Annotated in this window: 11 protein-coding genes; 5 read left to right on the top strand and 6 right to left on the bottom strand. The window is 71.4% G+C overall.

Annotated elements, in window-relative coordinates:
* From infB to FF041_RS05935, 5 genes are all read left to right on the top strand, one after another.
* Window positions 1–1,840 (top strand): translation initiation factor IF-2 (gene infB, locus FF041_RS05955; RefSeq protein ID WP_153521340.1); only part of this gene is annotated, 1,840 nt, incomplete at its 5' end.
* A gap of 179 nt (window positions 1,841–2,019) precedes the next feature.
* Window positions 2,020–2,313 (top strand): DUF503 domain-containing protein, encoded by a 294-nt coding sequence (locus FF041_RS05950; RefSeq protein WP_153484230.1) that lies wholly within the window; start codon window positions 2,020–2,022, stop codon window positions 2,311–2,313.
* Window positions 2,314–2,347: 34 nt separating this feature from the next.
* The gene (rbfA, locus tag FF041_RS05945; protein ID WP_323371822.1) at window positions 2,348–2,791 is read left to right on the top strand and encodes a 30S ribosome-binding factor RbfA; all 444 of its coding nucleotides are present in this window, start codon (window positions 2,348–2,350) and stop codon (window positions 2,789–2,791) included.
* Window positions 2,788–3,687: a tRNA pseudouridine(55) synthase TruB gene (gene truB / locus FF041_RS05940; RefSeq protein WP_153521339.1), complete on the top strand. Its 900-nt coding sequence runs from the start codon at window positions 2,788–2,790 to the stop codon at window positions 3,685–3,687. Before rbfA ends, truB begins: the two co-directional genes overlap by 4 nt.
* Before the next feature lie 791 nt (window positions 3,688–4,478).
* Window positions 4,479–5,417 carry a bifunctional riboflavin kinase/FAD synthetase gene (locus FF041_RS05935; protein WP_323391324.1) on the top strand — a complete coding sequence of 313 codons (939 nt, stop codon included), beginning with the start codon at window positions 4,479–4,481 and terminating at the stop codon, window positions 5,415–5,417.
* A 199-nt stretch (window positions 5,418–5,616) separates the two neighbouring features.
* On the opposite strand, the gene FF041_RS05930 is transcribed toward FF041_RS05935, so the two are convergent.
* From FF041_RS05930 to FF041_RS05905, 6 genes are all read right to left on the bottom strand, one after another.
* Complete coding sequence (locus FF041_RS05930; RefSeq protein WP_153521338.1) at window positions 5,617–6,603, bottom strand: ABC transporter ATP-binding protein; 987 nt, start codon at window positions 6,601–6,603, stop codon at window positions 5,617–5,619.
* Window positions 6,603–7,577: an ABC transporter ATP-binding protein gene (locus FF041_RS05925; protein ID WP_153521337.1), complete on the bottom strand. Its 975-nt coding sequence runs from the start codon at window positions 7,575–7,577 to the stop codon at window positions 6,603–6,605. Before FF041_RS05925 ends, FF041_RS05930 begins: the two co-directional genes overlap by 1 nt.
* Window positions 7,574–8,461: an ABC transporter permease gene (locus FF041_RS05920; RefSeq protein ID WP_153521336.1), complete on the bottom strand. Its 888-nt coding sequence runs from the start codon at window positions 8,459–8,461 to the stop codon at window positions 7,574–7,576. The genes FF041_RS05925 and FF041_RS05920 overlap by 4 nt, the downstream gene beginning before the upstream one ends.
* Window positions 8,458–9,444 carry an ABC transporter permease gene (locus FF041_RS05915; protein WP_323391321.1) on the bottom strand — a complete coding sequence of 329 codons (987 nt, stop codon included), beginning with the start codon at window positions 9,442–9,444 and terminating at the stop codon, window positions 8,458–8,460. Before FF041_RS05915 ends, FF041_RS05920 begins: the two co-directional genes overlap by 4 nt.
* A gap of 165 nt (window positions 9,445–9,609) precedes the next feature.
* Window positions 9,610–11,445 (bottom strand): ABC transporter substrate-binding protein, encoded by a 1,836-nt coding sequence (locus FF041_RS05910; protein ID WP_153521335.1) that lies wholly within the window; start codon window positions 11,443–11,445, stop codon window positions 9,610–9,612.
* 167 nt (window positions 11,446–11,612) lie between these two features.
* On the bottom strand, window positions 11,613–13,513 hold a 1,901-nt coding region (locus FF041_RS05905), incomplete at its 5' end, for a MinD/ParA family ATP-binding protein (protein WP_153521334.1).

The following is a 13,513-nucleotide window of genomic DNA, read 5'->3' as shown; positions in this document are numbered from 1 at the left end:
GCAGGCCCCGTCGGTCGGCGGCGTGATGCTGCCTCGCGGCAACGGCGAGACCATTCGCCTGTCGCGCGGTGCGTCGCTCACCGACTTCGCGGAGAAGATCAACGCCAACCCGGCGTCGCTCGTCGCGGTCATGATGAACCTCGGCGAGATGGTCACCGCGACCCAGTCCGTCTCCGACGACACGCTGGTCATGCTGGCCGAGGAGATGAACTACCTGGTCCAGATCGTCAGCCCGGAGGAGGAGGACCGCGAGCTTCTCGAGTCCTTCGACATCGAGTTCGGCGAGGACGAGGGCGGCGAGGAGTTCCTCGTGTCCCGTCCGCCGGTCGTGACCGTCATGGGTCACGTCGACCACGGTAAGACCCGACTGCTCGACGCCATCCGCAAGACGAACGTCGTCGCGGGCGAGGCCGGCGGCATCACGCAGCACATCGGTGCGTACCAGGTCGCCACCGAGGTCAACGGCGAGGACCGCCGGATCACCTTCATCGACACCCCGGGTCACGAGGCGTTCACCGCCATGCGTGCCCGTGGCGCCAAGTCGACCGACATCGCGATCCTCGTGGTGGCGGCCAACGACGGTGTGATGCCCCAGACGATCGAGGCGCTGAACCACGCCAAGGCGGCCGATGTGCCGATCGTGGTCGCGGTCAACAAGATCGACGTCGAGGGCGCGGACCCGACCAAGGTGCGCGGTCAGCTCACCGAGTTCGGTCTGGTGGCCGAGGAGTACGGCGGCGACACCATGTTCGTCGACATCTCCGCCAAGCAGGGTCTCAACATCGACTCCCTGCTGGAGGCCGTGGTCCTCACCGCGGACGCCTCCCTCGACCTGCGGGCCAACCCGGAGCAGGACGCACAGGGCATCGCGATCGAGGCTCACCTCGACAAGGGCCGCGGCGCTGTCGCGACCGTCCTGGTCCAGCGCGGAACGCTGCGCGTCGGCGACACGATGGTCGCGGGCGACGCCTACGGCCGAGTGCGCGCCATGCTCGACGACAAGGGCGAGAACGTGGAAGAGGCGGGTCCGTCGACCCCGGTCCTCGTCCTCGGTCTCACCAATGTCCCGGGCGCGGGCGACAACTTCCTGGTGGTCGACGAGGACCGTACGGCCCGTCAGATCGCCGAGAAGCGCGCCGCCCGTGAGCGCAACGCCGCGTTCGCCAAGCGCGTCCGCCGCGTCTCCCTCGAGGACCTCGACAAGGTGCTCAAGGCCGGCGAGATCCAGCAGCTCAACCTCATCATCAAGGGCGACGCGTCCGGTGCGGTGGAGGCTCTTGAGTCCTCCCTGCTCCAGCTCGACGTCGGCGAAGAGGTCGACATCCGGGTGCTGCACCGCGGTGTGGGTGCGGTCACCGAGTCGGACATCGACCTGGCGATGGGCTCCGACGCCATCGTCATCGGCTACAACGTCCGTGCGGCCGGCCGTGCCGCGCAGATGGCGGAGCGCGAGGGCGTCGACGTCCGGTACTACTCGGTGATCTACCAGGCCATCGAGGAGATCGAGGCGGCCCTCAAGGGCATGCTCAAGCCGGAGTACGAAGAGGTCGAGCTCGGCACGGCGGAGATCCGCGAGGTCTTCCGCTCGTCCAAGCTGGGCAACATCGCCGGTGTGCTCATCCGCTCGGGCGAGGTCAAGCGGAACACCAAGGCCCGCCTGCTGCGCGATGGCAAGGTCATCGCGGAGAGCCTCAACATCGAGGGCCTGCGCCGCTTCAAGGACGACGTCACCGAGATCCGCGAAGGCTTCGAGGGCGGTATCAACCTCGGAAACTTCAACGACATCAAGATCGACGATGTCATCGCGACGTACGAGATGCGCGAGAAGCCGCGCGGCTGATCGTGCGCCCCGGGGGCGAAAGCCCCCGGGACCCCGTACCGACCAGTGCGGTGGCCGGGGCCGTTCGGCGGAGGAATTTCCGTCGATCGGCCCCGGCCTCCGCGTGTACGGTTCTGGTGTCCCTGCCAAGCGCTGGCGGGGACATCGAACCCGAACCGGCGGGATATCCGGGTATATACATGTATGTGGGGACGCTGTCCTTCGATCTGCTTCTCGGCGACGTACGGTCGCTCAAGGAGAAGCGCTCAGTGGTCCGTCCGATCGTCGCCGAGCTCCAGCGGAAATTCGCGGTGAGCGCGGCGGAGACCGGTGACCAGGACCTCTACCGCAGGGCGGAGATCGGCCTCGCGGTGGTATCGGGTGACACGGGGCACCTCACGGATGTGCTGGACCGGTGCGAGCGCTTTGTCGCCGGCCGGCCGGAGGTGGAGCTGCTCTCCGTTCGACGCAGACTCCACAGCGACGAAGACTGATGGCAAGGCAAGCAGGTAAGAAGGAGAAGGACCAGTGGCCGACAACGCGCGGGCGAAGAGACTGGCGGACCTCATCAGGGAAGTGGTGGCGGAGAAGCTACAGCGCGGCATCAAGGACCCGCGGCTCGGCACTCATGTGACCATCACGGACACCCGGGTCACCGGCGATCTGCGGGAGGCCACGGTCTTCTACACGGTCTACGGAGACGACGAGGACCGGGCCAGCGCCGCGGCCGGGCTCGCGAGCGCCAAGGGCGTACTGCGCTCGGCGGTCGGCGCGGCGGCGGGCACCAAGTTCACGCCGACGCTGACCTTCGTGGCGGACGCCCTCCCGGAGAACGCCAAGACCATCGACGATCTGCTCGACAAGGCACGGGCCTCGGACGCCAAGGTCCGGGAGGCCTCGTCGGGCGCCAGTTACGCCGGTGAGGCGGACCCGTACCGCAAGCCGGAGGACGAGGACGAAGCCTCCGAATGACAGAGCGGATCACCCCGCCCGACGGCCTTGTCATCGTCGACAAGCCGTCGGGCTTCACTTCGCACGACGTCGTCGCCAAGATGCGCGGGATCGCCAGAACCCGCCGTGTCGGACACGCGGGGACGCTCGAACCCATGGCCACCGGGGTCCCGGTGCTGGGCATCGAGCGGGCTACCAAACTCCTCGGGCATCTCGCGCTCACCGAGAAGGAGTACCTGGGCACGATCCGGCTCGGCCAGAACACGGTCACGGACGACGCCGAGGGCGAGATCACTTCGTCCGCGGACGCCTCCGGGATCGCCCGCGACGCCATCGACGCGGGCGTGGCCGCCCTGACCGGCGACATCATGCAGGTGCCGTCGAAGGTCAGCGCCATCAAGATCGACGGCAAGCGGTCCTACGCACGGGTGCGCGGCGGCGAGGAGTTCGAGATCCCGGCCCGGCCGGTGACCGTCTCCTCCTTCCGGCTCTATGACGTCCGGGAGGCCGTGGCCGAGGACGGCACCGCCGTGCTGGACCTGGTCGTATCGGTGGTCTGCTCCTCCGGTACGTATATCCGCGCCCTGGCCCGCGACCTCGGCGGCGGGCTCGGCGTCGGCGGCCATCTCACCGCCCTGCGCCGCACCCGGGTCGGCCCCTACGGACTGGACGCGGCGAAGACGCTCGACCAGCTCCAGGAGGAGCTGACCGTGATGCCGGTGGCCGACGCGGCGAACGCCGCGTTCGCCCGCTGGGAAGTGGATGAGCGGCGTGCCAAGCTGCTGCTCAACGGCGTACGACTGGACATGCCGTCCTACGACCGGTCGCCGGTCGCCGTCTTCGACCCGCAGGGGCGTCTCATCGCCCTGGTCGAGGAGGAGCGGGGGAAGGCCAAGAGCCTGGCCGTCTTCGGCTGAGGGCTTGAAGGTCTGGAGACCTGAGGGCCTGGGCATCTGAGGACATCGGGGCTCCGGGCGCTCCGGGCGGGTCCTCGGCTGCCGTCGGCTCGCCCGGCGGCTTTCCGGGTGCGGATGGTCCCTCTCGTACGCCGGGGGGCGCGGGCGGCCTGTCCGGGGCCTCGGACAGGCCGCCCGGCCGCCACGGGCGGTTCTCCCGGCTTCCCCGGCCCCGGCGGCGCCCCGGCCGTTCCCCGGGACGCGGGCGGCCCGTCCGGGGCCCGGGTAGCTCCCCGTACCCCGTACGGGAGCGGCCCGGCCCGCTGGGGCAGGCTCTGGCGCCGGTGCCGGCCGCCCCGGGCCCCCGCCCTCACGGCCGTTGCGGAACGAACTCCTCCAGATGCTGCTGCGCAGCTGCGGGGAGCACGGCCCCGCCGGCCCCCTCGAAGCGCTGCTGACAGCCGCCGCACACGGCTGCACGGCCCGCCCCGAGGCCGACACCCGCTGCTCCGGTGCACCGCACCGGACTGCTGCTCGCCCGCCCCCACCAGGGCGCGGCCCGCTTCGCCCGGCGGCTCGTCCGGCCGGCCCGCGAGGTCCCGGAGTCCGCCGCGCTGCCCGCCGGACGGCCGGCCGAGGCCCCGCGGGACCGGTCGGCGCCGACTGGACCGGGCGCCCGCCGGAGCGTCGCCGCACTCACAGCACGATACCGATGCGAAGCGGCGGCTCCGGGCATGGCAGTCTTAGACCTGCGTAGCCGGTCGTCGTCATACCGGCATTCCAGTACGAGGTTCGGGCGAGGAGCGGTCACTGTGCAGCGCTGGCGTGGCTTGGAGGACATCCCCCAGGACTGGGGGCGCAGCGTCGTCACCATCGGCTCTTACGACGGCGTGCACCGTGGTCACCAGCTGATCATCGGGCGGACGGTGGAGCGGGCGCGTGAGCTGTCCGTGCCCGCCGTGGTCGTGACCTTCGACCCGCATCCGAGCGAGGTGGTGCGCCCCGGCAGCCATCCGCCGCTGCTGGCGCCGCACCACCGGCGTGCGGAGCTGATGGCGGAGCTGGGCGTCGACGCGGTGCTGGTCCTGCCGTTCACGGCGGAGTTCTCCCAGCTGTCCGCGGCGGACTTCATCGTCAAGGTCCTGGTCGACAAGTTGCGTGCCCGCGCCGTGGTGGAGGGCCCGAACTTCCGCTTCGGCCACCGGGCCGCAGGCAACGTCGCCTTCCTCGCGGAGCTGGGCACGAGCTACGACTACGAGGTCGAGGTCATCGATCTCCATGTCAGCGGCGAGGCGGGCGGCGGCGAGCCGTTCTCGTCCACGCTGACGCGCCGTCTGATCGCGGCGGGCGACGTCGAAGGGGCGAAGGAGATCCTGGGCCGTCCGCACCGGGTCGAGGGCATCGTCGTCAGGGGCGCCCAGCGCGGCCGTGAGCTCGGCTACCCGACGGCCAATGTGGAGACGCTGCCGCACACCGCGATCCCGGCGGACGGGGTGTACGCGGGCTGGCTGACGGCGAACGGCGAGCGGATGCCCGCAGCGATCTCGGTGGGGACGAACCCGCAGTTCGACGGGGTCGACCGGACGGTGGAGGCGTACGCGATCGACCGGGTCGGGCTCGATCTGTACGGGCTGCATGTGGCGGTGGACTTCCTCGCGTTCGTCCGGGGCCAGGAGAAGTTCGACTCCATCGACTCGCTGCTGGTGGCGATGGGCGAGGACGTCAAGAAGTGCCGTGACCTGACGGCGTAGCGCCCAGGGCCGCCGCGCCCGGGGCCTGGTGGTTCGCGGTTTCCGGGTTCCGGTGGTTCGCCGGGCTCGGTGGCGTACGGTACCCGGGTCCTGGCGGTTCGCCGGGCTCGGTGGCGTGCGGCCTCTCGGTCCCGGTGGTTCGCCGGGCAGCTCAAGGGCATGCCGGTGGCACGCCCTTGAGCCCGGCCCCGGCGGCCTCTCACGCCCAGTGGCACGCCACCCCCGGCCCCCGCACCATCCCCGGATCCTCCGACCGGCACCGCAGGTCCACCCCCGCCCGTTCCGCCTCGCCCGACGCCAGCACCTGGCAGCGGGCGTGAAAGCGGCAGCCGGGCGGGATCCGGGACGGGTCGGGCGGCTCGCCCGTCAGCACCACCGGCGGGAGCGGCGACTCCGGCAGCACCGACAGCAGCGCCCGCGTATACGGGTGCCGGGGCGACAGCAGCACCTCCTCCGCCGTGCCGCACTCCACGATCCGGCCCAGATACATCACCGCCACCCGGTCCGCGATATTCCACGCCAGCCCCAGATCGTGCGTCACCACCAGCGCCGACAGGCCCAGTTCCGCCCGCAGCCGCAGCAGCAGCGCCAGGATCTCACCGCGTACCGACGCGTCCAGCGAGGCCACCGGCTCATCCGCGACGATCACCTCGGGCTCCAGGACCAGCGCCCCCGCGATCACCACCCGCTGGCGCTGACCGCCCGACAGCTCATACGGATACCGTCCGAAGAACCGCTCCGGGGGGCGCAGCTCCGCACGGGCCAGCGCCCCGGCGACCGCCGCGCGCTCGTCCCCGGCGCACCCGTGGATCCGCAGGCCCTCGGCGACCGCCTCGTACACGGTGTGGCGCGGATTGAGCGAACCGCCCGGGTCCTGGAGCACCAGCTGGACCCGTCTGCGGTACGCCTTGAGCGCCCGAGGGGTGTAGACCAGCGGTCGCCCCGCGAAGGCGACCCGCCCCGACGCCGGGCGCACCAGCCCGAGCAGGGCGCGCGCCAGCGTCGACTTGCCGCACCCCGACTCCCCGACCAGCGCCACGATCTCGCCCGCCCCGATGGTGAGATCCACCCCGTCCACGGCGCGGACGGGGCGCGCGGCCGACCCGCCGCGCCGCCGCGCCGGGAAGGCGACGTACAGGCCCTCGGCGGTGAGCAGGGGAGAGGCTCCCGGGTCGGGCGTCGTCATCACGGGCTCCCCTCGGCGGACGGGCCGACGCGTACACAGGCCGCCCGGTGCGCTCCGTTCCCCGTCAGCTCCGGCTCGTCGCGGGCGCAGCCCTCCAGCGCCACCGCGCAACGCGGATGGAACGTACAGCCGTCCGGCAGCGCGGACGGATCGGGCGGATCCCCCGGCAGTCCCCTCGGCGCTCCGCGCGAGGCGGGGTCGCCGATCCTGGGGAAGGCGGCGGACAGCGCCTGCCCATAGGGGTGGAGCGCGGCCGAGTACACCGCGCGGGCCGGTCCCTCCTCCACCACCCGTCCCGCGTACATCACCGCCAGCCGGTCGCAGACATCGGCCAGCACCGAGAGATCGTGGCTGATCATCAGCAGCCCGATGTCCTGCTCGGCGACCAGCCCTCCGATCAGCCGGAGGATCTGCGCCTGGATCATCACATCCAGCGCGGTCGTCGGCTCGTCGGCCACGATCAGCCGGGGGGAGCAGGCCAGCGCCATGGCGATCATCACCCGCTGGCGCTGGCCGCCGGAGAGCTCGTGCGGATAGGACGCCGCACGCCCGGCCGGCAGCCCCACCTGGGCGAGCAGCTCGCCCGCCCGCTTCCGGGCCGCGCCGGGCGTCGCGCCGTGGTGCAGCTCGATAGGTTCGGCGATCTGGTCGCCCGCGGTCCGGACCGCGTTCAGCGAGTGCATCGCGCCCTGGAAGACGATCGAGGCCCCCGCCCAGCGCACCGCCCGCAGCCGGCCCCACCGCATGGTGAGCACATCCTCGCCGTCGAGCAGGATCTCCCCGCTCAGCCGGGCGGACGGGGGCAGCAGCCGCAGCAGCGCCAGCGCGAGCGTCGACTTCCCGCATCCCGACTCCCCGGCGATGCCGAGCGCCCGGCCCGGGGCGAGGCTCAGCCGGACCCCGCGCACGGCGGGCACCGCCGCGGCCCCGGCGCCGTAGGTCACCCGTAGATCCCTGATCTCCAGCAGGCTCAACGCCCCACCCCCAGTCGTGGATCGAGCACCTTCTCGATCGCCCGCCCGCAGAGGGTGAACGCGAGTGCCACCAGGGCGATGGCCAGCCCCGGCGGGGCCAGATACCACCAGTGGCCGGAGGAGACGGCGCCCGCCTCCCGGGCCTCCTGGAGCATCCCGCCCCAGGAGATCACCATCGGATCGCCCAGCCCGAGGAACGCCAGCGTCGCCTCGGTGAGAATCGCCGCCGAGATCCCGAGCGTGGTCTGCGCCAGTACCAGCGGCAGCACATTCGGCAGCACATGGCGGCCCATGATGTGCCGGTGCCCGCCGCCGAGCGCCTTCGCGCGTTCGATGTACGGGCGGGACTCCACCGCGATCGTCTGCGCCCGCACCAGCCGTGCCGTCGTCGGCCAGCTGGTCACTCCGATGGCGACGATCACCGTCCAGACGTCGCGGGACATCACGGTCGCGAGCACGATCGCGAGCACCAGCGTCGGCATCACCAGGAACCAGTCGGTGATCCGCATCAGCAGGGTGGCGAACCAGCCGCCGTAGTGCCCGGCGACGATCCCGACGGCGGCTCCGATCGCCACCGACAGCGCGGCGGCCAGCAGTCCCACGGTCAGCGAGATCCGCGCTCCCCACAGGAGCAGCCCCAGCAGCGGGCGGCCGAACTGGTCGGTCCCCAGCGGGAACCGGGCGCTCGGCGGCTCCAGCGGACCCCCGGGGGTGCCGGTCACCTTGCGCACATCGCCTTCGACCAGCAGCGGAGCGGCCAGCGCCGCGGCGGCGATCAGGACGAGCACCCCGAGGCCGAAGAGCCCCGCCCGGTGGGCCCGGTAGGCACGCCACAGCCGGGCCGCGGCCTCCCGGCGGCGCGCGCGGGCCGGTGAGCCGCTCATCGCCGCACCCGGGGGTCGAGCAGGGGGTAGACCAGATCGGCGAGGAGGTTCATCAGGATCATCGCCCCCGCGAAGACCATGAACAGCCCCTGTACCAGCGGCAGATCCGGCACGCTGAGCGCCTGGTAGAACAGTCCGCCGACGCCCGGCCAGGAGAAGACCGTCTCCACGAGGATCGACCCGGCGGCCACATGGCCCAGATTGATGAAGATCATCGTCACCGTCGGCAGCAGCGCGTTCGGCACGGCATGGCGGCGGCGTACCACCGCGTCCCGCAGCCCCTTCGCCCGCGCGGTGGTCAGATAGTCGCCGCCCATCTCGTCGAGCAGCGACGAGCGCATCACCAGCAGCGTCTGCGCGTACCCCACCGCGACCAGGGTGAGGACCGGCAGCACCATATGGTGCGCGACGTCGATGGCGTAACCGAGGCCGGTGGCGTCGCCCGACTCCATGCCGCCGGTCGGGAAGAGCCCGGGGACCGGCCCGATCCCCACCGAGAAGGTGATGATCAGCAGCAGCCCGAGCCAGAAGGACGGCACCGACCACAGGGTGAGGGCGACACCGGTGTTGATCCGGTCGCCGAGCCCGCCGTGCCGCCAGGCGGAGCGGGCGCCGAGCCAGAGCCCGACCGCCGAGTACACCAGCACCGCGACCCCGGTGAGCAGCAGGGTCGCCGGCGCCTTCTCCGCGATCAGCTCGCCGACGGGGGCGCGGAACTGGTACGAGATGCCGAGATCGCCCGTGAGCGCCTTGGCGCAGTACTCGGTGAACTGCCGCCACAGCGGCTCGTCGAGGCCGAACTGGCGGCGGAGCGAGGCCAGCTGTCCGGCGGTGGTGGGGGTGCCGTGGGTGAGGGCCTTCACCGGGTCGCCGGGGATGATCCGGAAGAGGAAGAAGCTGGTGACGAGCACGGCGAGGAGGGAGACCGCGGCGCCGCCCAGCTTGCCCGCGGTATAGCGGAGATAGCCGCGCGCGGCGGTCACGGCCCGCTCCCCGCGGCGCTCCGGTGGCCTTCCGCCGCACTCCGGCCCTGCTCGGGGTCGGGACTGGGTCCGGGGTCGGGTCCGGGTCCGGGTCCGGGTCCGTGCGTCCGTACCGGTGTGCGCTCCATGGGCGGCGCCGTGCCGCGGCCTCCCGCCACGGGGCGGCTATTCACGGTCGTCGGCGGTGACCCGGCGGCGCAGCGCGATCAGCAGCCCGGCCACGGCGACGACGGCGACCACCGCGCCGATGCCGACCACGACCTCGGTGGCGGACCCGTCCGATCCGTCCGAACCGCCCGGGCCGCCGTGCCCCGCCGCGGGCTCGGCCGACCACCAGCTCCAGTAGCCGTCCTGCCCCCAGAGATTGCCCGCGGCCTCGGGCATCGTGGTGATCGATCCGATGTGGTCGGTACGGTACGCCTCGACCGCGTTCGGATACGCGAGAATGTTCATATAGCCCAGGTCGTAGAGCCGTGACTGCATACGCTTCACCACCTCCGCGCGTTTCACCGGGTCGTACTCGGCGATTTGCCGCGCATACAGTTCGTCGAACTTCCGGTCGCAGATGAAATTGTCCGTCGACCCGGTGTCCCGGGGAGTCGCCGGGAGCGCCGCACAGGTGTGGATGGCGAGGACGAAATCCGGGTCGGGGTTGACGGACCAGCCGTCGAAGGCGAGATCGTAATCACCCTTGAGCCAGGGGTCGGATACGTTGTCGCGGCACTCCATCCGGGTCTCGATGCCGAGCTCCCGCCAGGCGTCGTAGAGATATTTTCCGATCTTTGTGTCAGCGGGGTCGGTGGCATGGCACAGCAGCCGGAAGGTGAGGGGTTTCCCGTTCTTTCCGACGCGTCTGCCGTCGCTGTTCTTCCGGTAACCGGCCCGGTCGAGCAGCGTGGCCGCCTTCCGCGGATTGTAGGCGCGTTTCTGCTCGGGTCCTGGTTTCCAGAAGTAGGCGCGGTAGCGCGGCGGGATATATCCCGCGCCCTCCACGGCATGGTCCTGGAGAAGGGTCTTCACGATCGTCTCGCGGTCGACGGCGTGGAAGAGGGCCTTCCGTACGGCGGGGTCGAGCAGCGCCTTGTGGCCGGTGCCGAAGGTCCGGCCGTCCTTCGCGCGGGCGCCGGGGTTGACGGCGAGAGCGAGAAAGCGCCGCCCGGGCGCGTCGTTGACCTTGATGTGCGCTGTCTTCTTCAACGCGGCGGCCTGGGCGGGCACCAGCCCCTGCACAAAGGAGACCTCGCCCTTGCGCAGGGCCGCGACCGCGGCGTCACCGTCCTTGTAGAACTTCAGCAGCAGTTCGTCGAACTTCGGCGTGCCGCGCCAGAAGTGTTTGTTGGCCTTGAGTCTGAGATACCGGTCGACCTTGAAGTCCGTGATGATGAAAGGCCCGTTGCCGACGATCGGATACCGCTGGTCGTTGTTGAAGACGGAGAAGTCGCCGACCTTCTCCCAGATGTGTTTCGGAACGATCGGGACATCGAGCGCGGTCATGGTGGCCTGTGGCTTCTTCAGCTCGATGACCAGGGTCCGGGAGTCGGGCGCGGTGACCTTCCGGAAATTCGCGATGAAACTTCCGTTCGCGGTCGCCGCCTTCTCGTCGGACATCATCTTGTTGAAGGTCCAGGCCGCGTCGTGGGCGGTGGTCCGCCGACCGTCGGACCAGCGGGAGTTCTTCCGGATGGCATAGGTCCAGGTGAGTTTGGACGCGGAGGACTTCCAGCCGGTGGCCAGCCCGGGAATCGTATGTCCGTCCCGGGCGTCGTAGTTGGTCAGATATTCATAGGCCAGCCGGTGGACGGTGGTGGAGACAAGGCGCTGTGCCAGAAAGGGGCTGAGGGAGTCCACGCTCTGCGAGACGGCGATGGTGAGCACTTTCGCGCCACCGCCGTCCGCCGCCCGGACACTGTGCTGGGGCACGCCCGCCAGTGCGGCGGCGAGCGCGATGACGGCGCATGACCTCGACGGCTTCCGGGAGCGGGATGGGACCTCTGCGACCATCACGGTGACCTCGCCTCGTCACTCACGGGCTCGTGATCCGAGGTGTACCAGCGCCGGTCCGGCCGAGTCAACGGCCGGGAAACGGGCGTGTGGACCGGCGGAACGGAACGAGGACCCGCACCGCGCGACGCGGTACGGGCCCTCCAGCGGCATAGACCTCCGCCGCTTTACTGCTGAGAGGCCGGCGGAGCCTGCGGGGGCTGCTGCGGAGGCCGGCCGCCGGGCGGCGGTACGGACGCCTGCGGATCGGCCGTCCCGGAACCACCCGGCTGGTCCTGCGGAGGCTGCGGCGGTGGGTTCTGCTGCCAGCTCTGGGGCGGATGGTTCTGCGGGGGCTGCTGTGGCTCGCCGTACACCGGGGGCTGCTGCCCGCCCTGGGGATAGGACTGCTGCGGGGGCACAGTGGGGTGCTGCCCCGGCGGCCCCGGCGCGTACGGTCCGGAGTGCGGGGGCGGCGGCGCGTACTGGCCGGGCTGCTGTCCGTACGGGCCGGGATGGCCGTACTGGCCCGGCTGCCCATAGGGGGCGGCGGGCTGTCCGTACGGACCGGGCTGCTGCCCGTAATACGGCTCGGGTGCCGGGGGCCGCTGCCCGTACCGACCCGGCTGCCCGTACTGATCCTGGGGCGGAGCCTGCTGCCCGTACGGATCCTGGACCGGACCCGGCTGTCCGTACGGATCCTGCTGCCCGTACGGCTCCTGGGCCGGGGGCTGCTGTCCCGGCATCGGCGGGGGCATGGTCGGCGGCGGGTTGCCGTTCGCGGTCCACAGCCCCTGCTGCTGCTGGGCGCGGGCGAAATCCTCCGCGATCAGCGCCGACAGATTGAAGTACGCCTCACGGGTCTTCGGCCGCATCATGTCGAGATCGACCTCCGCGCCCGCCGCCAGATGCTCGTCGAACGGCACCACGACCACACCCCGGCAGCGCGTCTGGAAGTGCGCCACGATGTCCTCGATCTTGATCATCTTGCCGGTCTCGCGCACCCCGGAGATCACCGTGACCGAACGCTGCACCAGCTCCGCGTACCCATGCGCCGAGAGCCAGTCCAGCGTGGTCGACGCGCTGCTCGCACCGTCCACCGACGGCGTCGAGACGATGATCAGCTGGTCGGCCAGATCCAGCACCCCGCGCATCGCGCTGTACAGCAGCCCGGTGCCCGAGTCGGTGAGGATGACCGGGTACTGACGGCCCAGCACATCGATCGCCCGCCGGTAGTCCTCGTCGTTGAACGTCGTGGAGACCGCCGGATCCACGTCATTGGCGATGATCTCCAGACCGGACGGGGCCTGCGAGGTGAACCGCCGGATGTCCATGTACGAGTGGAGATACGGGATCGCCTGCACCAGATCCCGGATGGTGGCCCCGGTCTCCCGCCGCACCCGGCGGCCGAGCGTCCCGGCGTCCGGGTTGGCGTCGATGGCCAGGATCTTGTCCTGCCGCTCGGTGGCGAGGGTCGAGCCCAGCGCGGTGGTCGTCGTGGTCTTGCCGACACCGCCCTTGAGGCTGATGACGGCGATCCGGTAGCAGGAGAGCACCGGCGTACGGATCAGCTCCAGCTTGCGCTGCCGCTCGGCCTCCTCCTTCCGGCCGCCCAGCTTGAAACGGGACGCCCCGGACGGGGTCCGGCTCGACCTGGGCTTCTGCCTGTTGTTGCGCAGCAGCCGGTCGGACGACAACTCGACGGCGGCGGTGTAGCCGAGTGGCGCGCCCGGCACGGAACGCTCGCGCTGGTCATGGGTGACCGGCGTGGGCCATGCGGCGCCGGTGCGCGGATCGGTCTGCTGCCCCTGCGCGGCGGGCGCCTGCTGCTGCGGCAGCGGCACGGAACCGCCGGCGCCGGGCTGCTGACCCGGCTGCGGGTATCCGTACCCGGGGGCGGCCTGCGGCGGCAGCGCGCCCGGCAGCGGCTGCGCCGGGGGCTGCGTCTGGGCGGGCAGGGGCTGCGCGCCCGGCGGCGGGAAGCCGTAGCCGCTCTGGGGGACGCCCTGGGGGGCGTTCGGCTGCGGCTGCCCGGCGGGCGGGAACGCCCCCTGGGACGGCAGCGGCGGGTGCGGCGGGTGCGGCTGGA

Origin of the sequence: Streptomyces jumonjinensis (assembly GCF_009600885.1) — a bacterium.
Classification (GTDB): domain Bacteria; phylum Actinomycetota; class Actinomycetes; order Streptomycetales; family Streptomycetaceae; genus Streptomyces; species Streptomyces jumonjinensis.
Note: the sequence above shows the minus strand (reverse complement) of the source record. Positions and strands in the feature narration are given on the sequence as shown.